Origin of the sequence: Lactococcus sp. LG1267, from assembly GCF_017309545.1 — a bacterium.
Lineage (GTDB): Bacteria > Bacillota > Bacilli > Lactobacillales > Streptococcaceae > Lactococcus > Lactococcus petauri.
Genome location: NZ_CP071295.1, coordinates 361,111 through 384,375, shown reverse-complemented (window position 1 = coordinate 384,375; position 23,265 = coordinate 361,111). Strand labels below are relative to the sequence as shown.

Annotated in this window: 28 protein-coding genes, 1 riboswitch and 1 other annotated feature; of the genes, 21 read left to right on the top strand and 7 right to left on the bottom strand. The window is 38.9% G+C overall.

Annotated features, from left to right (window positions below; translation table 11 throughout):
* Nucleotides 1-18 precede the first annotated feature (18 nt).
* Together glnA and J0J33_RS01920 are read left to right on the top strand one after the other, a co-directional pair.
* Nucleotides 19-1,359 (top strand): type I glutamate--ammonia ligase, encoded by a 1,341-nt coding sequence (gene glnA / locus J0J33_RS01925; RefSeq protein WP_019291962.1) that lies wholly within the window; start codon nucleotides 19-21, stop codon nucleotides 1,357-1,359.
* Between the two features lie 64 nt (nucleotides 1,360-1,423).
* Nucleotides 1,424-1,855, top strand: a complete 432-nt coding sequence (locus J0J33_RS01920; protein WP_165720134.1) for a hypothetical protein — start codon at nucleotides 1,424-1,426, stop codon at nucleotides 1,853-1,855.
* Here J0J33_RS01920 and J0J33_RS01915 read toward each other — a convergent pair.
* Entirely contained in the window at nucleotides 1,848-2,117 is a 270-nt protein-coding gene (locus tag J0J33_RS01915) for a chorismate mutase (protein ID WP_019293319.1), read from the bottom strand. The two genes, J0J33_RS01920 and J0J33_RS01915, sit on opposite strands and share 8 nt — an antisense overlap.
* Nucleotides 2,118-2,256: 139 nt before the next feature.
* On the opposite strand from J0J33_RS01915, the gene J0J33_RS01910 reads away from it, so the two are divergent.
* From J0J33_RS01910 to dnaX, 5 genes are read left to right on the top strand one after another with little or no spacing between them, the layout of a single operon-like run.
* The gene (locus J0J33_RS01910; protein WP_019293318.1) at nucleotides 2,257-2,523 is read left to right on the top strand and encodes a DUF2089 family protein; all 267 of its coding nucleotides are present in this window, start codon (nucleotides 2,257-2,259) and stop codon (nucleotides 2,521-2,523) included.
* 1 nt (nucleotide 2,524) lies between these two features.
* Nucleotides 2,525-2,818: a hypothetical protein gene (locus tag J0J33_RS01905; RefSeq protein ID WP_173817232.1), complete on the top strand. Its 294-nt coding sequence runs from the start codon at nucleotides 2,525-2,527 to the stop codon at nucleotides 2,816-2,818.
* Nucleotides 2,819-2,874: 56 nt separating this feature from the next.
* Nucleotides 2,875-3,354: a GAF domain-containing protein gene (locus J0J33_RS01900; protein WP_003133125.1), complete on the top strand. Its 480-nt coding sequence runs from the start codon at nucleotides 2,875-2,877 to the stop codon at nucleotides 3,352-3,354.
* A 12-nt stretch (nucleotides 3,355-3,366) separates the two neighbouring features.
* On the top strand, nucleotides 3,367-3,987 hold the full coding sequence (locus J0J33_RS01895) for a hypothetical protein (protein ID WP_173817231.1): 621 nt from the start codon (nucleotides 3,367-3,369) through the stop codon (nucleotides 3,985-3,987).
* A 12-nt stretch (nucleotides 3,988-3,999) separates the two neighbouring features.
* Nucleotides 4,000-5,658 (top strand): DNA polymerase III subunit gamma/tau, encoded by a 1,659-nt coding sequence (gene dnaX / locus J0J33_RS01890; RefSeq protein WP_173817230.1) that lies wholly within the window; start codon nucleotides 4,000-4,002, stop codon nucleotides 5,656-5,658.
* A gap of 31 nt (nucleotides 5,659-5,689) precedes the next feature.
* On the opposite strand, the gene J0J33_RS01885 is transcribed toward dnaX, so the two are convergent.
* On the bottom strand, nucleotides 5,690-7,153 hold the full coding sequence (locus J0J33_RS01885; protein WP_019291956.1) for an amino acid permease: 1,464 nt from the start codon (nucleotides 7,151-7,153) through the stop codon (nucleotides 5,690-5,692).
* Nucleotides 7,154-7,228: 75 nt separating this feature from the next.
* Nucleotides 7,229-7,405, bottom strand: a riboswitch (Lysine riboswitch).
* A 214-nt stretch (nucleotides 7,406-7,619) separates the two neighbouring features.
* Here J0J33_RS01885 and J0J33_RS01880 point away from each other — a divergent pair.
* The 5 genes from J0J33_RS01880 to J0J33_RS01860 all read left to right on the top strand — a co-directional run bounded on the left by J0J33_RS01880 (nucleotide 7,620) and on the right by J0J33_RS01860 (nucleotide 10,084).
* Entirely contained in the window at nucleotides 7,620-7,832 is a 213-nt protein-coding gene (locus tag J0J33_RS01880; RefSeq protein WP_019291955.1) for a hypothetical protein, read from the top strand.
* Between the two features lie 185 nt (nucleotides 7,833-8,017).
* Nucleotides 8,018-8,311, top strand: a complete 294-nt coding sequence (gene rpsF, locus J0J33_RS01875) for a 30S ribosomal protein S6 (RefSeq protein ID WP_173817229.1) — start codon at nucleotides 8,018-8,020, stop codon at nucleotides 8,309-8,311.
* Nucleotides 8,312-8,348: 37 nt separating this feature from the next.
* Nucleotides 8,349-8,843 carry a single-stranded DNA-binding protein gene (gene ssb / locus J0J33_RS01870; RefSeq protein WP_017369521.1) on the top strand — a complete coding sequence of 165 codons (495 nt, stop codon included), beginning with the start codon at nucleotides 8,349-8,351 and terminating at the stop codon, nucleotides 8,841-8,843.
* A 119-nt stretch (nucleotides 8,844-8,962) separates the two neighbouring features.
* Complete coding sequence (gene rpsR / locus J0J33_RS01865; RefSeq protein ID WP_003133134.1) at nucleotides 8,963-9,208, top strand: 30S ribosomal protein S18; 246 nt, start codon at nucleotides 8,963-8,965, stop codon at nucleotides 9,206-9,208.
* Nucleotides 9,209-9,316: 108 nt separating this feature from the next.
* Nucleotides 9,317-10,084: a metallophosphoesterase gene (locus J0J33_RS01860; protein ID WP_040087034.1), complete on the top strand. Its 768-nt coding sequence runs from the start codon at nucleotides 9,317-9,319 to the stop codon at nucleotides 10,082-10,084.
* A gap of 33 nt (nucleotides 10,085-10,117) precedes the next feature.
* Here J0J33_RS01860 and J0J33_RS01855 read toward each other — a convergent pair whose 3' ends face one another.
* The 5 genes from J0J33_RS01855 to J0J33_RS01835 form a co-directional block, all read right to left on the bottom strand.
* Nucleotides 10,118-10,426: a DUF960 domain-containing protein gene (locus tag J0J33_RS01855; RefSeq protein ID WP_019291953.1), complete on the bottom strand. Its 309-nt coding sequence runs from the start codon at nucleotides 10,424-10,426 to the stop codon at nucleotides 10,118-10,120.
* Nucleotides 10,427-10,457: 31 nt separating this feature from the next.
* The gene (locus J0J33_RS01850; RefSeq protein ID WP_019291952.1) at nucleotides 10,458-11,306 is read right to left on the bottom strand and encodes a MurR/RpiR family transcriptional regulator; all 849 of its coding nucleotides are present in this window, start codon (nucleotides 11,304-11,306) and stop codon (nucleotides 10,458-10,460) included.
* Nucleotides 11,307-11,388: 82 nt separating this feature from the next.
* Nucleotides 11,389-12,222: a recombination regulator RecX gene (recX, locus tag J0J33_RS01845; RefSeq protein ID WP_019293313.1), complete on the bottom strand. Its 834-nt coding sequence runs from the start codon at nucleotides 12,220-12,222 to the stop codon at nucleotides 11,389-11,391.
* A 123-nt stretch (nucleotides 12,223-12,345) separates the two neighbouring features.
* A complete protein-coding gene (locus J0J33_RS01840) occupies nucleotides 12,346-13,527 on the bottom strand; it encodes an MFS transporter (RefSeq protein ID WP_019291950.1) in 1,182 nt (393 codons plus the stop codon).
* A gap of 16 nt (nucleotides 13,528-13,543) precedes the next feature.
* Complete coding sequence (locus J0J33_RS01835; RefSeq protein ID WP_173817228.1) at nucleotides 13,544-14,362, bottom strand: aldo/keto reductase; 819 nt, start codon at nucleotides 14,360-14,362, stop codon at nucleotides 13,544-13,546.
* A 140-nt stretch (nucleotides 14,363-14,502) separates the two neighbouring features.
* Here J0J33_RS01835 and J0J33_RS01830 point away from each other — a divergent pair, with 140 nt between their 5' ends.
* The 9 genes from J0J33_RS01830 (at nucleotide 14,503) to J0J33_RS01790 (ending at nucleotide 23,210) form a co-directional block, all read left to right on the top strand.
* Nucleotides 14,503-14,868 (top strand): helix-turn-helix domain-containing protein, encoded by a 366-nt coding sequence (locus tag J0J33_RS01830; RefSeq protein WP_019293310.1) that lies wholly within the window; start codon nucleotides 14,503-14,505, stop codon nucleotides 14,866-14,868.
* 27 nt (nucleotides 14,869-14,895) lie between these two features.
* Entirely contained in the window at nucleotides 14,896-15,288 is a 393-nt protein-coding gene (locus J0J33_RS01825; protein WP_019293309.1) for a VOC family protein, read from the top strand.
* Between the two features lie 100 nt (nucleotides 15,289-15,388).
* Nucleotides 15,389-16,894 (top strand): 23S rRNA (uracil(1939)-C(5))-methyltransferase RlmD, encoded by a 1,506-nt coding sequence (rlmD, locus tag J0J33_RS01820; protein WP_019293308.1) that lies wholly within the window; start codon nucleotides 15,389-15,391, stop codon nucleotides 16,892-16,894.
* A 34-nt stretch (nucleotides 16,895-16,928) separates the two neighbouring features.
* Nucleotides 16,929-17,438: a GNAT family N-acetyltransferase gene (locus J0J33_RS01815; protein WP_019293307.1), complete on the top strand. Its 510-nt coding sequence runs from the start codon at nucleotides 16,929-16,931 to the stop codon at nucleotides 17,436-17,438.
* 1 nt (nucleotide 17,439) lies between these two features.
* The gene (locus J0J33_RS01810; protein WP_086583238.1) at nucleotides 17,440-17,787 is read left to right on the top strand and encodes an MmcQ/YjbR family DNA-binding protein; all 348 of its coding nucleotides are present in this window, start codon (nucleotides 17,440-17,442) and stop codon (nucleotides 17,785-17,787) included.
* Nucleotides 17,788-17,789: 2 nt separating this feature from the next.
* Complete coding sequence (locus J0J33_RS01805) at nucleotides 17,790-18,038, top strand: DUF1912 family protein (protein ID WP_003133144.1); 249 nt, start codon at nucleotides 17,790-17,792, stop codon at nucleotides 18,036-18,038.
* Between the two features lie 124 nt (nucleotides 18,039-18,162).
* Nucleotides 18,163-18,777 (top strand): FusB/FusC family EF-G-binding protein, encoded by a 615-nt coding sequence (locus tag J0J33_RS01800; protein WP_086583239.1) that lies wholly within the window; start codon nucleotides 18,163-18,165, stop codon nucleotides 18,775-18,777.
* 33 nt (nucleotides 18,778-18,810) lie between these two features.
* Nucleotides 18,811-18,981 (top strand) — a binding site (T-box leader).
* A 91-nt stretch (nucleotides 18,982-19,072) separates the two neighbouring features.
* Nucleotides 19,073-21,715 (top strand): valine--tRNA ligase, encoded by a 2,643-nt coding sequence (locus tag J0J33_RS01795; protein WP_173817227.1) that lies wholly within the window; start codon nucleotides 19,073-19,075, stop codon nucleotides 21,713-21,715.
* 148 nt (nucleotides 21,716-21,863) lie between these two features.
* Nucleotides 21,864-23,210, top strand: a complete 1,347-nt coding sequence (locus tag J0J33_RS01790) for a glucose-6-phosphate isomerase (RefSeq protein WP_003133148.1) — start codon at nucleotides 21,864-21,866, stop codon at nucleotides 23,208-23,210.
* Nucleotides 23,211-23,265 lie beyond the last annotated feature (55 nt).

Below are 23,265 nucleotides of genomic sequence, written 5' to 3'. Positions count from 1 at the left end.
CTTAAAAGGAGCCGTATTATGGGAATCACAGCAGCAAACATCCGTCGCGATGTCAAAGAAAAAAATATTAAGTTTCTACGTCTAATGTTTACCGATATTTTAGGAACACTTAAAAACGTAGAAGTTCCAGCAACTGATGAACAGTTAGACAAACTTTTTGACAACAAGATGATGTTTGATGGCAGTTCAATTGAAGGCTTTGTCCGCATCAATGAATCAGATATGTACCTCTATCCAGATTGGGACACATGGATTATCTTCCCTTGGGGAGATGAGTACGGAAAAGTAGCTGGCGTTATCTGTGATGTTTATACAGCAGAAGGACAACCTTTCCCAGGAGATCCACGTGGCGTATTGAAACGTAATCTTAAAAATATGGAAAAATTAGGCTTTAAAAAATTCAATCTTGGTCCAGAACCTGAATTTTTCCTCTTCAAGCTTGATGAAAATCAAGAACCAACACTGGAAGTAAACGATAAAGGTGGATATTTTGATCTCGCACCGACCGACTTGGCAGGAAATACACGTCGCGAAATCGTAAATGTCCTTACTGACCTTGGTTTTGAAGTAGAAGCAAGCCACCATGAAGTAGCTGTTGGGCAACACGAGATTGACTTCAAGTATGCCGATGCATTGAAAGCTTGTGACAATATTCAAATCTTTAAACTTGTGGTAAAAACAATCGCACGTAAACATGGTTTACACGCAACCTTTATGGCCAAACCTAAGTTTGGTATTAATGGATCTGGTATGCACTGCAACATGTCGCTCTTCACAGAAGATGGGCAAAATGCTTTCTATGATGAAGCAGGTGATATGGGACTTTCGGAAGCTGCAAACTACTTTATTGGCGGTTTGCTCAAGCACGCTTATAACTATACAGCCATCACTAACCCAACAGTTAACAGCTACAAACGTTTAGTGCCCGGATATGAAGCACCAGTTTACATTGCCTGGGCTGGTCGTAACCGCTCACCGCTAATTCGCGTACCAGCATCCCGTGGTATGTCTACACGTGTCGAGCTTCGTTCAGTAGATCCATCAGCCAATCCTTACTTGACAATGGCTGTTCTCCTTGCCTCTGGTCTTGATGGGATTGAAAATAAAATCGCCGCACCAGAAGCTGTTGAAGCGAATATTTATGTAATGACCGAAAGTGAACGTAAAGCACATGGTATTACAGACTTGCCGTCGACTTTACACAATGCTGTGAAGGCACTACGTGAAGATGAAGTAGTAACAGCTGCCTTAGGTGAGCATGTTTTGGTTAACTTTGTGGAAGCTAAAAAAATCGAATGGGCGAGCTATGCACAATTTGTAAGTCAATGGGAAATCGATAACTATTTGGAACTTTACTAAAAGAGATAAGCATCTTTAAGATGCTTTTTTTGAATTTTTATACTAAAAAGACTAAACTATACATATGGATATAAAAGAAAATTTAAAAAATATTATAGATAAATTAGACTATGGACAGGTTGCAAAACTTGCAATGTTGGAGAGAGGAGCTTATGCAGTATCTGGACCGCAGGAAGCAGCTGCTGATGGTGACCTGTTTGAGGACTTTGCATCCAAATACTTGTCGGAGAATGAAGATTTGACGGTTGTTAATCGCAAAGACCCAGAAGTTGCACTTCAACCAGAAGATTTTGAGGTATTGCTTGGTCAACTGAAAGCTCCTCAACATATCATTTTCGTAGAATGTCTTGAATTAGGTACGACTGAAATTAAGGGCTTTTTGAATACTCTACTCTCGGCTGGTTTAATCGAAAGTAGCAAAGTAGTTCTCTTGGACTTGCCACAATTAGAATATATGGCATTACGTTCAAGTATGAAAGGAAAAATCGCTATTTAAAGCGATTTTTTTCTTGATATTCTCGGGAACGTTTCATAATTTCTTTGTAGATAGAGTGGATAGCTGGCTCGTATTGGAGTTTCTCTGTCCTTTTTTTTATCTTTTCGAGAATAAAGTATTCTCGATCCGCATCGTAGACATTTTTATTTTCTTCTGCCTTAGCTGTGATTACCTCGTCAACCAAGGACATGCGTCTTTCTAAAAGCGCAATAATTTGATCGTCTAGTGCATCAATTTCTTTACGGGTTTTTTCTAAAGTCATATTTTTATTATGACACAAAAGCTTCTGGAGGACAATTTTTAAATAAAAAAAGCAATCTACATTTATTAAAATGAAAAATTTTGCCTTTTTACTTCAATAATGTTAAGCTTTAATAAATAATATTAAGGTTGGAGAAATTATGGATTGGTTTTTTAATCTGGAAGATGAAGAACAAGAATTTATCAAACAATTTATTTTTGCATCGGGTTCTTTAAAAGAGTTGGCCAGGTATTATGGGGTGAGTTATCCTACAGTGCGGTTGCGTGTAGACCGTTTAATTGAGAAAATTGCTCTGAGTGATACTAAAAAGGATTCTTTTGAAGTGAGTATTATGCAAATGGTTATTGATGAAAAAGTGAGTCTGAGCAGTGCAAAAGAGATTATAAGAAAACATAGGGAGATTTGAGATGAATCATTTAATGGATATAGCAATAATTGGAGTCATTATCGCATTTCAGACATTTGCGGGCTATAGGGAAAATAAGTACCTGGGTGCCATACTTCCGCTTGCTTTCTTAGCCGCTATAGGTGTTTTCTTATACAGAGGTGCTCTTGGTTTTAATTTTAAAGATATTGTGATGCCCTTCATTGGACTCTTTGTCTTAATCATGCTGTATCAAGGAGGAAAAGAGTCAAGAAAAAGCAAGATAAATAAAGAGTTAGAGAAAATGAAAGCCAAAGATATTTCAAAAAGAAAATAAGGGATAATTTAATCGCAAGTATTGACTCTATTGTGGGTTAAGTTTATAATTATAAGATGAATAAAAGCGAAAAAATTGAAGGATATGAACTCCTTAACCTACAATTGAAAGGTCTACTTTCAACACAAAACTATACATTGTCAAATCTCTCCAACGCATCAGCTCTTCTTAATGACTTCTTGCCTAATCAAGTCTTTGCAGGGTTTTATTTGTACAACGGCGAACAACTTATTTTAGGCCCTTTTCAAGGTGGGGTTTCTTGTGTCGAAATAAAGTTAGGCGCTGGAGTATGTGGTGAAGCCGCAGAAAAACGCCAAACATTGATTGTTGACAATGTTAAAGAACATAAAAACTATATTTCTTGTGACAGCCGAGCACTGTCAGAAATTGTAGTACCGATTATTAAAGACGGCGAATTAAAAGGAGTTTTAGATTTGGATGCTTCAGAAACTTCCTTTTATGATGATGTCGATCAAAAATATCTTGAAGAATTTTGCCACATTTTGTCAGATATGACTGATTGGAAATTTTTTTGAGCGAGGTAAACAATGAAGGAAACAGTAAATAACTTTATAGCGGATAAATTTGGTACCAGTGAGGTGAAGGCTGTAGGTTTTAATGCTTTGGCTCAACCTAAAGCATTTGCTCAAGATTTGGGTAACTTTGTGTATCAGTTGCACCAATTAGAAGCAACGGGAGCCGAAAGCCCAGCCTTAATGTTGCCGGTCATCGAAGCTGAATTTTTGACACTGTTGGATCAAATGAAAAGAATTGCACCTGTAGAAGGTCTGCGCTTGTATTGGGATAAAGCTTCTAAAAATCCATGGACTAAGCCCGCGGTCGTGTTACATGGGGATTTGAACTTAGATACCGTGTGGAAGATGGCCGACAAATTTTCGGGAGTGGCTGAAACAACAGCTTCCATAGTTGGCGATCCAGCCTGTGATTTGACTATTGCATGGGAAATATTTGATGAGAAACAAAGAAAGATATTTTTCTCCGCTGCTGAAGCCGATAAGGCAACAGTCATCCGCGCTCGCGTTTGGGCTATTTACAAGGCAATGAAAAATTATAACGCTGCCGATATTGATCAGTCCATACTGGCGCGTGATGTTCTTTTCCGAATCAATGAAGAGCTCGGTCTTGGCGCAGAGCCAGACCTTTATTAGAAGGAATGAAAAATGGCTTACCAAGCTTTATATAGAAAATACCGTAGTCAAAGATTTGATGAGATGGTTGGCCAAGAAGTGGTGGCCACAACCTTAAAGAATGCTATCGTTAATGGGCAGATTTCCCACGCTTATCTTTTTAGTGGTCCACGTGGGACAGGAAAAACTTCCGCGGCAAAAATTTTTGCCAAAGCAATTAACTGCCCTAATCAGAAAGAGGGAGAGCCTTGTAACACTTGTGATATTTGTCAAGCTATTACCCAAGGCAGCCTTGAAGATGTGATTGAACTTGATGCTGCTTCGAATAATGGGGTTGACGAAATCCGTGAGATTCGAGATAAATCAACCTATGCAGCCAGTCGCGCAACTTATAAGGTTTATATTATCGATGAGGTTCATATGCTTTCAACGGGAGCATTCAACGCTTTACTGAAAACCTTGGAAGAGCCTACAGATAATGTTGTCTTTGTTTTAGCAACAACTGAGCTTCAAAAAATTCCGGCAACAATTATTAGTCGTGTGCAAAGATTTGCTTTTAAAGCTATCACAACAAATGATATTCGTCAGCACTTAGCAGAAGTTTTAGCTGATGAGAAGATTGAGTTTGAAGATGCGGCACTTGATGTCATTGCAAAATCTGCCGAGGGAGGAATGCGTGATGCCTTGAGTTTATTGGATCAGGCCTTAAGTTTTTCTGATGGCAAGCTTGCAGAGAAGGATGCTCTTTTAGTGACAGGCTCCATTGCCAATGAAGCGCTTGTCTCTTATGTTGCAGCATTGATCGCTTCAGATGGACCAACTGCACTTGATGCTTTGGAGAAAATCTTTCTTGAAGGTAAAAATATGTTGCGTTTTACGGAAGATCTCTTAACTTATTTCCGTGATTTGCTTTTGCGGGAAAATAATGAAATCCCACGACCTCGTCTTTACCAATGGATCAACATTGCGATTGAGTCTCTGAAAATTATTAAAGAAACAACACAGAGCAAAATTGCTGCTGATGTGATGACGATGCGTCTTGTAGATGCAGGTGCTTATTCTTCTGCGGAAGATAAGGAAGTTCCAGAAAGTTTGAGCCATGAGCTTCAGGCTTTAAAAGCAGAAGTTGCAGAGCTAAAAGCTAAATTGGCAGAAACGGGCAGCCAAACGGTGGTATCCACTGTCAGTCAAGAAGTTCAAATTAAGCAGCAAGTGAAAACGAAAACAGTCACCGAAAAGTACACTGTAAATCAAGATTTGGTTTTTAAAGCTTTAAAGGAAGCGACCAACGAAGCTCGTCAAGCAGTTTTTGGTGCATGGCCTGAAATTGTTTCCAGCTTTACCAAACCTTCAGACCGTGCCTTAATCAATAATACTGCCCCCGTGGCAGCCTCAAGTAATTTTGTGGTAGTTACTTTTCCTCATGGTAATTTAGCAAAGCGTGTTACGGAAAATGAAAACCTACAATTAACTTTTGGCAATTTAATGTCATCAATATTGGGATTCTCGCCTGAGATTATTGCTTTAGCAGAGCAAGATTGGCATTCTGTACGTCAAGAGTATGTCTTAAGCCTTAAAAAAGGGGAGCAGCATGTTACAAAAGATACGGAATCTGAGCCAGAAGCAGAAGAAGTTCTTGTAAGTAAGGCTAAAGAATTTTTTGGTGAAAAAGTGAAGATAATCAACGACTAAAAAAACGCCTTATGGCGTTTTTATATTCGTTTTAATCAATATCACGGCTTAAATCAACTTCTTCAAGCGGAATAAGTTTTGTTTTCTTCACGATTTTGTAAGAGAAATATAAAATCAAGAAGAGAGGTAAAGCAAGGTAGGTTGTAATGATGCTTTGCGCATTCATCGTTACGGTAGTAATTTGCCCGATAACGATAATGATTGAAAGAATAAGAGCGATGATTGGCCCAATAGGGAACCATTTAGCATGGTAGCCTAACTCAGAAAGTTTGTGACCTTGTTTAATAAAAGCACGGCGGAAGCGGAAATGACAGATAGCAATTCCAATCCAAGCCAAGAAACCAGATAAACCGGAAGCAGCGACCAAATAGAAATAAATCTCAGTTCCGAAGATACTTGTTAAGAAGGCCAAAAGACCGATGGCAACAGTCGCTAAAATTGCATAAATTGGTACCCCGTTGCTTGTATTTGTTTTAGCGAAGATTTTCGGTGCATGCCCCTCTTTTGCCATACCAAAAAGCATGCGAGAAGCAGCATATAACCAAGAATTGGCAGATGAAATAACCGAGGTTAAGATGACAGCATTCATAACGGATGCAGCAGCAGCTAAGCCAGCACGTTCAAATACCAAGGTAAATGGAGAAACGGTAATGTCGCTTTGGGTTGCTGCACGGAGAAGACTTGGGTCTTTATAGTAAACCAAGGCACCGATTACGAATATTGAGAGGAAATAGAAAATAATAATCCGCCAAAAGACTTGTTTAATCGCTGAGGGTACATTTTTCTCAGGGTTTTCTGACTCGCCGGCTGCGATACCAACGATTTCTGTACCTTGGAAAGAGAAGCCTGCAATCATGAAGACAGCAATCATACCTCCAATACCACCGACAAAACCATGATTTCCTCCAGCAGAAAGATTGCGTGCCACATCTGGCTTATAACTCATAACTCCAAAAATTGTTGCGAGACCAATCACGATAAAGGCGATAACAGCGATGACTTTAATTGTCGCCATCCAAAATTCTGCTTCACCATAAGCTTTAGCTGAAATGAGGTTAACCAAGAGGATGAGCGCAATCACAATAGTCGACCATATCCATGTGGGCACATGGGGCAACCAGAACTGCATAATAACACCAACTGTAGCTGCCTCAACCGCTACAGTAATTGCTGAGTTAAACCAATAGTTCCATCCCATAGCGAAGCCGAAAGCTTTATCTACATAACGGTCAGCGAAAGAAGCAAAAGAGCCTGATACTGGAAGATAGGAAGCCATTTCACCTAAAGACGTCATAAGGAAGAAAACCATGAGCCCAATGGCGACATAGGCAACTAACGCGCCTAAAGGTCCAGCTTGAGAAATCGTTGCGCCTGATGCAACAAATAGCCCGGTACCAATAGTTCCTCCTAAGGCAATCATTGTTAAGTGACGATGTTTAAGGCCACGTTTAACTTGCGTGGATGGCGTGGCCTCATTATTTGAAGTATTATCCATTACTTCTCTCCTAAATTTATAAATATTAATACAAAAAGCAATCCCTAGAGATTGCTAAACGTCAGAAAGATCTTTCATCCGAATAGCGCATCATGGTCATAGTTAGACCACGACAGTTTAACAGGTATTTCCCGCTAAACCAAGAAAAGTCGGTGAGCATAACTTTTCTTTCGGCAACCGCTCCTGGGCTAAACTTCTCAGCATGCTCTAGCTCTGCTTAGCTTATTATTGGTTGCGACCTCTATCGTTTATTAAGTATTTATGAATATTTTAGATTAATTTGAGAGGGATGTCAAGGACGAGCCTACTAGATTTGAATAATTATACATGTTGTTGTTTAAAATTACAGATTTTTTAATGTTTAGCCATTAAAAATCTAGACATTTGTTTTAGAGATTAAAAAGAGTTATAATATAAGAAGAGATGATTGCGTTTTCATCTCAATTATATCTGGAGGTGGTTTTCAATGACGTTTACCCCAAAATATGTATCTCCAACTTACGCGGGAGAAAAAATAGTATGCGTAACCCGTAGCCAGGAAGGGGAAATCTCCCACTTATACCAGCGCTTTGATAGCCGTTGCAAGTTGCATTTTATCGTGAAAAAGCTTGGCTATTATCAATCGAAAGAAGGTGAGTATCGCTACATTCCAGCTAATGTGCTTGATGTAGTCGCTTAATAATAAAAAATGATGAGAAATCTTCTGCAGAGGCAGAGGGTTATTTTTTATTTTATAATAGAATAAATAAGATAAATCAACTTGCAAAATGTAGCTAAATTTGATAGAATATATACTTGTGAGTAAAAACTCATAACTTACACAGGCTCCAACCTGTGTCATTAGTCCAAAAGGAGGAAAAATCAATGACAAAATACGAAATTCTTTATATTATTCGTCCAAACATTGAAGAAGAAGCAAAGAAAGCCCTCGTTGAACGTTTCGATAGTATCTTGAATGACAACGGTGCTGCTAATCTTGAGTCTAAAGACTGGGAAACACGCAAACTCGCTTACGAAATTCAAGACTTCCGCGAAGGTATCTACCACATCGTAACTCTTGAAGCTGCTACTGATTCAGAAGCTTTGAGCGAATTTGACCGTCTTGCTAAGATTAACGGCGACATTCTTCGTCACATGATCACTAAAGTAGAAGCTTAATTCTAGTTTAGCTGGACAAATTTAAAGGAGAAGCATCATGATTAATAATGTTGTTTTGGTCGGACGCGTTGTGCGTGACCCTGAACTGCGATACACACCGCAAAATACTGCGGTTGCTACATTTACGATTGCTGTTAACCGTCGTTTTAAAAACGCGCAAGGCGAACGTGAAGCTGATTTCATTAACTGTGTCATCTGGCGCCAATCTGCTGAAAACTTGGCAAATTGGGCTAAAAAAGGTGCCTTGATTGGTGTAACAGGTAGTATTCAAGTGCGAAATTATGAGAACAAAGAAGGTCAACGTGTTTACGTGACTGAAGTATTGGCTGATAACTTCCAAATGCTTGAAAGTCGTGCCGCACGTGAAGGTGGCTCTGGTTCATATTCTGCACCACAGCAACAACAATCACAAAATCGTCCTTTTGCTGGCTCTAACAGCTCAGCAGGAAATTCAACACCTGATTTTGGTCGTGATGCAGATCCATTTGGTGGCTCACCAATGGAAATCTCAGATGATGATCTTCCATTCTAATAAGTAAGGCAGCTGTATAAGGCAGTCTATCTGAGCCCTATTCGTTGAGTATAAAAGCGGTATCCGTATTGACTTTTCTACTCAACAACATCATACAATAATATAAGGAGAAACACACTATGGCTTTTCAAAAACGTGGTGGCTTCAAACGCCGTAAAAAAGTTGACTTTATCGCAGCTAACAAAATCGAAGTTGTTGATTATAAAGACACTGAACTCTTAAAACGTTTTATCTCAGAACGTGGTAAAATCTTGCCACGTCGCGTAACTGGTACTTCAGCTAAAAACCAACGTAAAGTGGTTACAGCTATCAAACGCGCACGTGTTATGGCTCTCTTGCCATTCGTAGCTTCTGACGAAAACTAAGAAATAACTAGGCACCTTCGGGTGTTTTTTTGTTACGTGCTTTGATACAATAAGGAGCGTGAATCTCATTATGAAGAATAAAAAATCTGAATATGGTAAAATAAAGCAATGACATGGATTATAATTTTACTTTTCTGCCTTTTGGCTTATGGTATTTTCGTTGAACCGCATTTAATGCGTGTGCGACAAGTGAAAATTTCAAACACAGCCGGGCTGAAAGTTGCACACTTTACCGATACACATTTTAATTGGCACACACATCCACGCCGCTTTTTTAAATTTTCAAAACACATAAATAAAACACAACCTGACTTGATCTTGTTCACAGGCGACTTATTTGATAAAGTCGATTGGGCGCAAGCGCATGATGTTGATAAGGTAAAAGAAATTTTAGCAGAACTTGAAGCACCCTTAGGAAAATTTGCGATTTTGGGTAATCATGATTTTTCGCATGAAGGGGATGCTAACTATATAAGAACTTTTCTAAAGGAAGCGGGTTTTACTGTACTTACCAACCAATCACTCATGTCAGGAACAGTAGTATTAACCGGACTTGATGATTTACGTGAAGGACAACCAAATTTTAGTATGGTCCCTGAGCAAGGAAAGTTTTCGATTTTAATGATTCATGAGCCGGATACGATTTTGCAAGTAGAATTTCCTGAAAAATATGATTTAGTCGTTGCAGGACATAGTCATGGTGGGCAAATTCGTCTTGGTAATTTGCGCTTACGTAATGATGGCTCAAAGGTGTATGATTCTGGTCTATACTTATTAGGGAAATATACAAAACTTTTTGTCAATGCCGGTATTGGCTTAACCTTTTTACCAATCAGATTTGGTGTTCCTCCAGAAATCGTCTATTATGAAATTTAAAAAGTCTCCAGAATTTTATCTGGAGACTTTTGTTTAACGTTCTTGTGAAGAGATAATGGTTTCTTTACCATTATTATCAACAGCATGGAAATGCCGAGGCCAAGAATTATTAAAAGGGTATTGGAAATCAACTGTAATGGTTAAAGGATTGTGCGGCTGTGAAAATTTCACAGAAAGAAGTCCTTTTTGGTTGAGTAATTCAAAATTGATAAGAGGCTCAAGCGGGATAACGCCTTTTAGCTGATTGTCAATGATGAACCAAAAACTGTCAATGATTTCACCAGGAATACTAGAGACAGTTCCATAGCTTGCATAGCGTCCTTTTGTTTCAGTAAATGCCATTTTGGTCCTCCTTTATCATTAACTTTCTAGTTTAATTTAAACGGGTTTGGCTGATCACTTCTCGAATGTTTTCCAAAGTATCTTCGATTGAATCCTGAGCTTTCATCCCGTACATCAAAAAGATGGCATCTAGAAGACTAATTTGAGAGACGGTTGAAGCGACAGCTTCAGGTCGAAAAGATATTTCTTCAGCGATTGAAATAAGTGCCAAGTCGCTTTTTTTCACCAAGGCTGAGTTGGCAAATGACGTAATGGCAATCACAGGAACGTGATTGCTCTTCAAAATATCAACGATTTTCAGTGTATCTTTGTTTTTACCAGTATGTGAAATAACAAAAGCACAGTCTTTTTCGGTCAGTTTAGAAGCCAACATTTGTTGATAATGAAAATCCTGATGATATACCGTTTGCAGTGGCATACGCAAAAATTTATGGTAAGCAATTAAAGCAACGGCATTAGAGCCACCCAGACCAAAAAAACCACATGTTTTGGCGGATAGGAGGATATTCATAACCTTATCCAAAGTTTCGCTCTCTATCAGCTGCAATGTTGCATTGAGAGAAGAAATATTACTTGTAAAATTCTTGGCAAGAATATCTTTATAGCTATCTTCTGGCGATAGTTCGCTGAAAAAGTTGTCGGATTTAAATTTTTCGGTGCTGTGGATAGCTAACTTTAAATCTTGAAATGAATCAAAACCGATTTTTTTGGCAAAACGCGAAATGGTTGCAGTAGATACTTTAGTATTTTTTGCGAATTCTTGAATGGACAAGCGGGCAGCTGTGTCCATATTTTCAATCAAGTAATTTGAAATGGCTTGATCAGATTTACTGAGATTATCGTAATAAGAGTTGATACGTGTGATGAGAGATTGTGTCATATGCTTTCCAGTCTTGCTTTTATTATATCATAACACAATTTTGAGGTGGAAAATGGGAAATGCTTTTAAAGAGAAAGTTGATTTATTCCTCTTCAAAATCATAGTCTCGTATTGCGCTAGAAATATCACTAAAGTCGAATCCTTTACGGGCTAAGGCTTGGGTGATGCGTTGCTTAAGCTCATAGCCTTCGTATTTTCTACTGTATTTACGGGCACTTTTGTCGAGTTCAGTGTAAAGGAGCTCTAACTCATTTTCTTCATCCACTTCAAGTTCTAGACTTTCAAGAGCTATAGCGCTAATGGCATAGGAAAAACCCTTAGCAGTGAGTCCTTGTATGATTTTTTGTTTAAGCTGCTGTAGAGTGTGACGACTTGCTTTTTGGTGGACTATCTTTTCTGCAAGAGCGACAGCCACGTCAATTTGTTTTTCTTCATTAAAAACTTGCGCTATACCCTCATCAATAAGTTGTAAATCTAGCCCCTTTAGGTGGAGTTTCTGTTTGATCTGATAAGGACCAGCACTTGCTGTGCGTACTTTTCCCTGGATATAACTTTCGATATAAGCTCGGTCGTTGAGGAGACCATTTTTAGTAAGGCTGTCAATGATCGCTTCGATTTGAATTGGCTGGATATTATGGTCAGAGAGATATTTTTTGACTTCTGATGATGTCCGAGCTTTGAAGGAAATAAAGTAAAGTGCTAAAGATTTACCTTGTGCAAAATTATCAAAAGCTAACAGTTGCTCCAGCTCAGCTGTAGAAAAGGCTTTATCCCTCGTCAGCATATATTTTACAACTGTATCCTCACAGACGTAAATTTTATCTTTAGCTTCCTCCCAGTCCTTATATGAAAAAGGCTCTGTTAGTATAACTTTATAAAGCTTTTTGAGTTTTGTGATTTCCTTGATTTTTATCATAACTTTATTATAACAGAGTACTGGATGAAGGGGAAATAGATTTTTTGGATCTAAGAAAAAAGCACTAGCGAATGAACTAGTAGCTTTTTCTAAAGTTGTCTTTGTTTTTTATCTTGGAGTGATTTATTTGATAGCAACTTTTTGTTTTTGAGCCCCAATAATGAGAAGCATAGCAAGGAGGACAATAACAATCCCTGCAAGTGGTGTATAGATAACACTACTTACTTTTGCCACCTCGCCCCCCGTAAATGAACCCAGTGTAATACCAATGTTGAAAGCTGAAATATTAAAAGCTGAAACAAGAGTGATGTCTTGGGGAGTAAATTTTTCAGCCAGTTGGACAACATAGAGTTGTAAACCAGGCACGTTCATGAAGGCAAATAAACCCAGCAAGAGCGTTGCAAGTAATCCAAGCCACTGAGAAGCCATTAGTGCTGCTATAAAAAGGATAAGCAAACTTGCAGTTAAAGCACCAAACATTTTGAGTAATACAGGTAAAATATTTTTATTTGAGTAATGTCCACCGATAGTATTACCGATTGCTACCATTATACCGTAAGCGACCAGAACGACAACAACAGTACTTGAGCTGAAATTAAAGGTATCTTCTAATAAAGGAGCTAAATAAGTATAAGCAGCAAAGGTACCACCGTAACCAAAAGCAGTAATAAAGAAAGAAGTCATAATGTATTTATTGCGGAAAATTCTCGCAAAACCACTTAAGTTTACTTTGCCTGGTATAGGGAGGTTTGTCGGAATTAAAAAGATGCTCGCTAATAATCCAATCAATCCAATTGCAGCAATGAAGATAAAGGACATATGCCATGTAGAATGTTGTCCGATAAAAGTTCCCAAAGGCACACCGATAACAGTTGCTACAGTAAGTCCTGTAAACATCAAAGCAATAGCAGAAGCACGTTTTTCAGGACGAACTACATTTGCAGCAATAAGTGTTGACACCGACATAAAGATACCATGTGCTAATGATGCTAAAATACGTCCAACTAAGAGCAGGAGGAAAGTTGGAGCAAAAGCAGATAAGAGATTACCGCTGATAAAGAGTAGCATAATAGCTAACATTAATGAGCGTCGATTCCATGTGCCTGTAACAATCGTAAGAAGAGGTGCTCCAATAGTCACACCTAAGGCATATAAAGAGACGGTAAGTCCTGCTTGAGATAAATTGATATTAAAAGTGTTCACAATCATCGGCATAAGACCAACACTGATGAATTCTGTTGAACCTATGGCAAAGGCATTAATGGCTAAAGCCAATAAGGTTAGGTTTGGTGAAATTTTTTTCATGAAGGTTTCCTATTTTTTAAAAATTAAATGTTTCTGGATCTGGTCCCACGCGAAGATTTTCATCAAGATTATTGAGGAGTTCCATATCATCTTGATCCAGAGAGAAATCAAAGATATCACGGTTGGCACGCATACGTTCTATTTTGACAGATTTCACGTTAACCAAAATACCTTGCTCTAAATGCCAACGAAGGATAACTTGTGCTGTTGATTTATTGTGTTTCTGAGCAATTGTTTTAATTGTTTCATTGTCTAACAGTTGTCCTTGCATCAATGGTGACCAAGCTTGTACTTTAATATCGTGTGCTTCTAAAAAGTGACGCAGTTCTTTTTGAGCAAGTTTAGGGTGAAGCTCGATTTGATTTACTGCAGGGATAATTTGTGCATAGCTAAAGAGACGCTCTAAGTGATGTTTTTGGAAGTTACTTACACCAATAGCTTTGATACGTCCGTCTTTGTAGAGGTCTTCCATAGCTTTCCAAGAAGCTTCAAACCCATAATCAGTACCTGGCCAGTGAATGAGATAAAGATCAAGGTAATCCAGACCTAATTTTTCTAAACTTGTTTCAAAGCTTTGAATGGTTTCCTTATAAGAAAGGTTGCTGCCCCATAGTTTTGATGTGATGAAGAGATCTTCGCGTGTAAGATTTGTGTCTTCAAGGCCAGCCTTGATCCCTTGTCCTGTGCCTTCTTCGTTACCATAAATTTGGGCGGTATCGATCAAACGATAGCCATTGATGATTCCGTTTTTTACGACTTCAGCAGTTTCCTCATTTGAGATTTGGAAAACGCCTAATCCTAATTCGGGGATATGTGTTGTATTGTTAAGTTTCATTGTCTTTTCTCCTTAGGTTTTCTTTTGACAAAAAATAGTATATAATAAAAATAACTTGTTGAATAGTACCTACTTTTTTGTCATATACATACAAAAAAGTAAGTTTTGTTTGAAATAAAGGATTTAGAAAGGAAATTTTTTTGGAAAAAACTTATAACATAGGTGTAGAAGCCACAATGGACGTCATTGGTGGAAAATGGAAATCTATCATTTTGTGTAACCTCAGACACCAACCCCGCCGTCCAGGGGAACTTAAACGAAGTATTCCAGGGATCAGTCAAAAAATGCTTACACAACAATTACGTGAATTAGAGCTGGATAATATCATTGTCCGCACCGTTTACAATCAAGTGCCGCCAAAAGTTGAATATTCGCTTAGCCCATATGGTGAAAGCTTGAATAACATTTTAGATAATCTTTGTTCTTGGGGGGAAGATCACGTCCGTAATCTCAAAGCTCAAGGAGAAGAAGTCTGCATCTTGGAAGAAGATGAGCTTAAGGCTTAAGAGTTAGAAGATAAGATAGAGGGAAACATGTATACACCAAATTTTAAGAGCATACATCATATCGCTATTATAGGGAGTGATTACGAAAAATCACGACACTTTTATGTAGATATTCTGGGATTTCCAGTAATCAGAGAAAGCCATCGTCCGGATAAAGGGGATGTGAAAATCGATCTTCAAATGAATGACAGTACGGAAATAGAGCTCTTCATTAAAATTGATGCGCCTGAGCGTGTCTCCTATCCAGAGGCGAAAGGTTTACGCCATTTGGCAATACAGACCGATGATATTGAAGCAGACATGGCTTATTTATCGGATCAAGGAATTAAAGTTGAAGAACTGCGCGTGGATGAGATTACCAATAAAAAGATGGTTTTCTTCTATGATCCTGATGAATTGCCAATAGAATTACATGAATAGAAAAAAATTCCAGTGAAGGTACTGGGATTTTTCTTTACAATTAGGAGAATCCTTGGATTTTAGTGGTCCAATTATAGGGAAATTATGTTAAAATTGGGATATGATTAATCTGAAAATTGGACAAAAAATCCCACTCAATATCGAGCGTATGGGTATCAATGGCGAAGGAATCGCCTCTTACCATGGGCGCTTGGTATTTGTGCCTTATGCACTGCCTACAGAAGAAATTTTGGCAGAAATTACAGAAAATGCCCGCAATTTTTCACGCGCAAAAGTTGTCAAGATAAATAAAAAGTCAAAATACCGTGTTAAGCCTGAAGATCGTGTTTACCATGAGCTGAGCGGCTCACACATCATGCATCTTGCTTATCCGCAACAATTAGAGTTTAAGCGTGATTTGCTCCGTCAAGCACTTGAAAAATACCGTCCAACAGGTTGGAAGAAGTACGAACTTCTGCCAACACTTGGTATGGAAAATCCTTTGCGTTACCGTAATAAGTTGCAATTTCAAGTGCGTCGTCTAAACAATGGCGATGTCATTGCTGGATTGTACAAAGAAGGCACACACCATTTGGTGAATTTAGAGAATTGCTTGGTTCAAGACGAAGTCATTCAAAATATCGCTAATCGTATCTGCCGTTTGATTGAAAAATACAATTTACCTGTTTATGATGAGCGTAAAGTCATGGGGATTCGCACCATCGTTGCGCGACGCAGCCAAAAAACAGGTGAAGTCCAAATTATTTTCGTGACATCTGCACGCATTAGTCTAGATGGACAGGTTTGGCCTGCCCCACGTGAAGAGCTCTCAAAACGTCAACGCAAAGACTTGGTGAAGATGGATAATATTTTATCTGACTTGACGGAAGAGTTCCAAGAGATTGTTTCTGTATCAGCCAACTTCCATCCGAAGAAAACCAGCGAAATTTATGGTGACCGTACACAGATGCTTTTTGCGGAAAAAGAAACGATTACCGAAGGCGTTTTGGATTATGACTTTGAGTTGTCACCACGTGCTTTTTATCAACTCAATTCAGAACAAGCTAATGTGCTCTATGGTGAAGCTGTACGTGCGCTAAATCCGAAAAAAGATGACCGTGTGATTGATGCCTACTGTGGCGTTGGGACAATCGGTTTTGGTGTGGCCAAGAAAGTAAAATCTGTCCACGGAATGGATATTACGCCAGAATCTATCGCAGATGCTAAAATCAATGCAAAACGTCTTGGCTTTAAAAACTGTCACTATGAAGTAGGTAAGGCGGAGCGTATCATTCCTAACTGGTATAAGTCAGGCCATAGAGCCACAGCCCTTATCGTTGATCCACCTCGTACAGGATTGGATGATGCTTTGTTGGAAACAATCACCACTTATACACCAGAAAAACTGGTTTACGTGTCTTGTAATGTTTCAACATTGGCAAAAGACTTAGTGATTCTTTCGCAATTTTACAGCATCGAATATATCCAATCTGTCGACATGTTCCCACATACAGCGCGTACTGAAGCGGTAGTGAAAATGCGTAAACTTGCCCAACCTTTGGCAGCACCTTTCCGTGCGGAAAAACCAAAGCAACAATATGACAAGCCACGTAGAAAAAGAAAATAAAATAGGGCTTTTAGTTTGAGCGGGGAGAAAAAACATGATTTATTTAAGAAAGGCAACCACAGCAGATATCGTAGCTATTATGCCGATTATTGCTCAGGCGCGTGAATTTCTGGGCAAATCAGGCAGCGATCAATGGCAAGCAGAGTACCCCGCACAAAGTGATATTGAAAATTTTCTTCACAAAGCTGTAGGTTACGTTCTGATTGTAGATGAGAAAGTTGCAGGTTTTTGTGCGGTTATTACTGGAGAAGATACACAATATACGAAAATTTATAATGGCAAGTGGTTGAATGATAGCTTGGACTATGTCACTGTCCATTGTTTAGCACTATCCGACCAATATCGTGGTTTGGGTCTGACAAAATATCTTTTTTCAAATATCTTTACTTTGATGCAGGCACGCGGTTATAATGATTTCCGCGTGGATACGCATCCAGCTAATGCAGTGATGCAGGCCGTCTTTGAACGTGAGGGCTTTGAAAAGCGCGGCATGGTTTTCTACGAAGGAGATCGCTTCGCTTATCAACTCCTTTTAGGAGAATGAGATGGATAAAGAAAACTGGCTAGAGTTTTGCTTAGCGCTTGGTCCAACTTTTGCAGATACACCTTTTGCAAAGATGGAAAAAGGGCCAGCGACGATTGTAGTGAAGCATCTAAAAAATAAAAAATCTTTTGTCTACATCTCGGAGCGTGAAGGCGAGCTTGTTTTGGCTGTCAAAGGTTTACCTTCAGTCAATGAGGAACTGCGTGAATCTTTTGTCTCAATACGACCAGCTTGGCACATGAATAAAACGCACTGGAATGATATACATTTTGGTGGTGACGTTTCAGAGAAGCAAGCGAAACAGATGATTGAGAACAGTTATCATTTAATCAAACCAAAAAGAGAATAAAAATGGAATATAAAGAAAAATTTTTAAAAGATTTTAGTGAGTGGGTGGACCAACAGGTTCAACTTTCAGAAATTGCAATGAAAGCCGCAGAAAAAATTGCGCATGAAGATAAAAAAATTGAAGCAAAAGAAGCAGCTATTCGTTATGAAAGTCGTCTCGATGCCTACCAATTTATTCAAGGGAAATTTGAAAACTATAAAGCAGGTAAAGATTTCCACGACGTACCAGACTTAGGTACAAAAACTTTTTAAGTAATAAGGAGGGTTTTATGAAATTAAATCCTATGGTTGGTAAACAAGTGCGAGTAACTGCTCTCGCATAAGTTTACCGCTAAGTTAACAATATTCTCACTTAGCGGATAGTTAAGGAGAAAAAATGAAAGCATATGAATACAACAGAATAAAATACCTTACCTTTGACCTCATCAATGTCTACCATTCGGTTAATGATAAAGCCACGGTAGAAGCAGTTTATGCTCAAACTGTAGCTGAAATAGAAGAGCTCTCGAAAGCAAAAGAAGTCGGGGACTTTTTAGAGAGAATTGCTGACAGTAAAACAACTAAAGAGCAAGCAGAACGAGATTTGCTCCATTTAAAGAATTTAGTTGAACCTTTTGCCTTACCATCTGAAAGTCAGATTAAAAAGATTTTTAAGAAGGTCAAAAAGCTTAAAGTTCCAGCGCAAGCATCTTGGGACATGAAAGAACTCACCTATTTTGCTTGGAATGAAATTTCCAGTCAGCGAAAATATATCGTGACGAGTGACGGACGAGGTTTTTATGGGACGACTTCTGGAAGTATAAAAAATATTTGTGCGATTTGTCAAAAAACAAGCCAAGTGACACAATTTTTAGCAACCACTAAAAGAGGTTCTGATGGTACCTATACTAAGAACGGAACATATATCTGTGTTGATAGTGTGAACTGTAATCGACAAATGCAAAAAATAGAAGGTTTAGAGCATTTCTTAGAAATAATCAAAGAACGCTGAGCGACCTTGCAAAAAACTGACAAATCTGATAGAATAAAAACACTAAATGAGGAGTAACAAGTCTAGTCTTTGAGAGAGAAATCGGTCGCTGTGAGATTTCAGATGAAGCTTGTGAAGGTTGCATTGTGGTCAGTTAAATAAAATTAAGTGTCTGCTTTAAAAAAGGCAGGAATTTAGGTGGTACCGCGCGTGAGCGTCCTATTTTGGATGTTTAGGTGCGGTATTTTTTTATTGACATACTCTTGAACTTCTCCCTCGACATTATTAACTGTTTTCATACCGAAAGGAAAAATAAATGACAGAAGAATTATCAACAAAATTTAATCCTGCTGAAGTCGAAGCAGGGCGCTATGAAAAATGGCTCGAACAAGGTGTTTTTGCCCCTTCAGGTGACAAAAAAGCAAAACCCTATAGTATCGTTATCCCACCACCAAACGTAACAGGGAAGCTCCATTTAGGACATGCTTGGGATACAACCTTGCAAGATATTATCATCCGTCAAAAACGTATGCAAGGTTTCGATACCCTCTGGTTGCCAGGTATGGACCATGCAGGAATTGCAACGCAAGCCAAAGTGGAAGCGCGTTTAGCTGAAGATGGTATTTCCCGTTATGATTTAGGCCGTGAGAAATTCTTAGACAAGGTTTGGGAATGGAAAGACGAATATGCCTCAACCATCAAAGAACAATGGGGTAAAATGGGTATCTCTGTTGATTATAACCGTGAACGTTTTACTCTAGACGAAGGTTTGTCTGCTGCAGTCCGCAAAGTTTTTGTTCAACTTTACAAAAAGGGCTGGATTTACCGTGGTGAGTTTATCATTAACTGGGATCCAAAGGCCATGACTGCGCTCTCTGATATTGAAGTTATCCATAAGGATGTCGAAGGTGCCTTCTATCACATAACTTATCCTTTGGCGGATGGTTCAGGTGCACTTGAAGTAGCGACAACGCGTCCAGAAACTTTCTTTGGAGACACTGCTGTTGCTGTTAACCCAGCAGATGAACGTTATGCCAAATACATTGGTCAAAGTGTTATTCTCCCTATCATTAACAAAGAAATTCCTATTGTTGGTGACGAACACGCAGATATGGAAAAAGGGACAGGTGTAGTTAAAATTACCCCTGCCCATGATCCTAACGACTTCTTGGTTGGTCAACGTCATAACTTGCCACAAGTTAATGTAATGAATGCTGACGGTACAATGAACGAACTCACAGGCGAATTTAATGGTATGGATCGTTTTGAGGCCCGCGAAGCTATCATTAAAAAATTAGATGAGCTCGGCAACTTAGTTAAAGTTGAGAAAATGATGCACTCCGTTGGGCACTCAGAACGTACAGGCGTGATGGTTGAGCCTCGCTTATCGACACAATGGTTCGTTAAGATGGAAGAACTAGCTAAAAATGCAATCGCAAATCAAAAAACAGAAGATGCGGTTGAGTTTTATCCTCCACGTTTTAACGACACTTTCCTCCAATGGATGGAAAATGTACACGACTGGGTTATTTCACGCCAACTTTGGTGGGGACATCAAATTCCTGCATGGTACAACGAAGCTGGCGAAATGTATGTTGGCGAGGAAGCCCCAGAAGGTGAAGGTTGGGTTCAAGATGAAGACGTACTTGATACATGGTTCTCTTCAGCCTTATGGCCTTTCTCAACTATGGGCTGGCCGGATGAAAAGGCAGAAGACTTCCAACGTTACTTCCCTACATCGACCTTGGTTACGGGCTATGACATCATCTTCTTCTGGGTTTCGCGTATGATTTTCCAATCACTTGAGTTTACAGGAAAAGCACCATTTAATAATGTACTTATCCACGGTTTGATTCGTGATGAAGAGGGACGCAAGATGTCCAAATCTTTGGGGAATGGTATTGACCCAATGGATGTGATTGAAAAATATGGTGCCGATGCTTTGCGTTGGTTCTTGTCCAATGGTTCAGCTCCTGGACAAGATGTGCGTTTCAGCTACGACAAAATGGATGCAGCTTGGAATTTCATCAATAAGATATGGAATGTTTCACGCTATATCCTGATGAATGCAGGAGATATCACAGCAGAAGAAATTTCTACTCATCTTGACCAAGTGGCAGCGAAAACAGCAGGTAATGTTACCGATCGCTGGATTCTCACACGTTTGAACGATACAATTGCGCGTGTTACGGAACAAATGGATAAATTTGAGTTTGGTGTTGCAGGTCATATTCTGTATAATTTCATTTGGGATGAGTTTGCCAACTGGTATCTTGAGTTGACTAAAGAAGTAATGTTTGGCGATGATGAAGCAGAAAAAGACGTCACACGTTCAGTACTTGTGCATGTCCTTGATCAAGTGCTTCGTCTGCTACACCCAATCATGCCTTTCTTCACAGAAGAAATCTTCGAAAAACTTCCGACAGCTGAAGGCAAATCTATTGTGGTGACTGAATATCCAGAAGTACGTCCAGAATTTGATGATGCAGAAGCTGGAGATGGTGTTGCAATGCTTATTGAAATTATTACAGCTGTACGTAATATTCGTGCGGAAGTGAATACGCCTTTATCAAAAGCCGTGCCAATGATGATCAAATCAGACAAAGAAGCCTTCCTGAACAAGGTGGCGCCTTATATCAGACGTTTCACTAATCCAAGCGAGTTAACTATTGCAGCGGATGTGGCAGCACCAGAACAAGCCATGTCAGCAGTTGTTACTGGTGCGGAAATCTACCTTCCATTAGCAGGCTTGATTAATATCGAGGAAGAAATTGCTCGTCTCAATAAAGAACTAGACAAATGGCAGAAAGAACTCGATATGGTTAACCGTAAGCTTTCTAATGAAAAATTTGTGGCAAATGCCAAAGCAGAAGTTGTAGATAAAGAACGTGCTAAATTAGCAGACTATCAAGAGAAGTTTGAAAGCACACAAGCCCGTATTGAAGAGTTACAAAAATAGTTTATGAGACGTGGAAAAGTTCCTAATTGTGGGAACTTTTTCTTTTTGGTATAGATAGGTTTACAATATCTTAAATTTTCATTTCTTGTTAAACCTATGGAAAAGTGATAAAATAAACAAAGAAAAAAACTCTAAGGAGAGATATAAGATGGCACATATTAAATTTGACTATTCTAAATTGAAACCATTTGTAGCTGATAAAGAACTTGACGAAATTCAATGGCAAGTTGATGGCGCAGATAAACTTCTTCGTGAAGGAACCGGTGCTGGTTCTGACTTCATCGGTTGGTTAGATCTTCCAGAAGACTATGATAAAGAAGAATTTGCACGCATTCAAAAAGCAGCAAGCAAAATTCAATCTGACTCAGAAGTTCTTATTGTTATCGGTATCGGTGGTTCATACCTTGGTGCCCGCGCTGCAATTGACTTCTTGAACAACAGCTTTGTTAATCTTCAATCAAAAGAAGAACGTAAAGCACCACAAATTCTTTATGCAGGAAATTCAATTTCTTCAAGCTATCTTTCAGACTTGGTAGAATATGTGGCAGATAAAGATTTCTCTGTTAATGTTATCTCTAAATCAGGAACAACAACTGAACCAGCAATTGCTTTCCGTGTCTTTGAAGAACTTTTGGTTAAAAAATATGGCCGTGAAGAAGCAAATAAACGTATCTATGCAACAACAGATAAAGAAAAAGGTGCCGTTAAAGTTAATGCTGATGCAAACAACTGGGATACTTTTGTTGTGCCGGATTCAGTTGGCGGACGTTTTTCAGTTTTGACAGCTGTTGGTCTCTTGCCTATCGCAGCATCAGGTGCTGATATTACAGCTCTTATGGAAGGTGCTAACGCAGCGCGCAAAGAATATACAGCCACAGACGTACGTGAAAATGATGCTTATGCTTATGCAGCGCTTCGTAATATCCTTTACCGCAAAGGTAAACTTTCAGAAATCTTGATTAACTATGAGCCATCATTGCAATACTTCTCAGAATGGTGGAAACAGTTGGCAGGTGAATCTGAAGGCAAAGATCAAAAAGGTATTTATCCAACATCAGCAAACTTCTCAACAGACTTACACTCATTGGGTCAATTTATCCAAGAAGGTACACGTTCTGTATTTGAAACAGCTATTCGTGTTGAAAAACCACGTAAGAACATTAACATTCCTGAACTTGAAGCAGATCTTGATGGTCTTGGCTACTTGCAAGGTAAAGATGTTGACTTTGTCAACAAAAAAGCAGCTGACGGTGTTCTCCTTGCACACACAGATGGTGACGTTCCAAATATGATCGTTACTTTGCCTGAGCAAGATGAATTCACTTTAGGTTACACTATCTACTTCTTTGAGCTTGCAATTGCGATCTCAGGCTACTTGAATGGTATCAATCCATTTGACCAACCAGGTGTTGAAGCTTACAAACGTAACATGTTTGCACTTCTTGGCAAACCAGGATTTGAAGAATTGAGTGCTGAATTGAACGCACGTCTTTAATCAAAAATGAGATAAAAACAAAAACCACAGTACATCATTGAACTGTGGTTTTTTT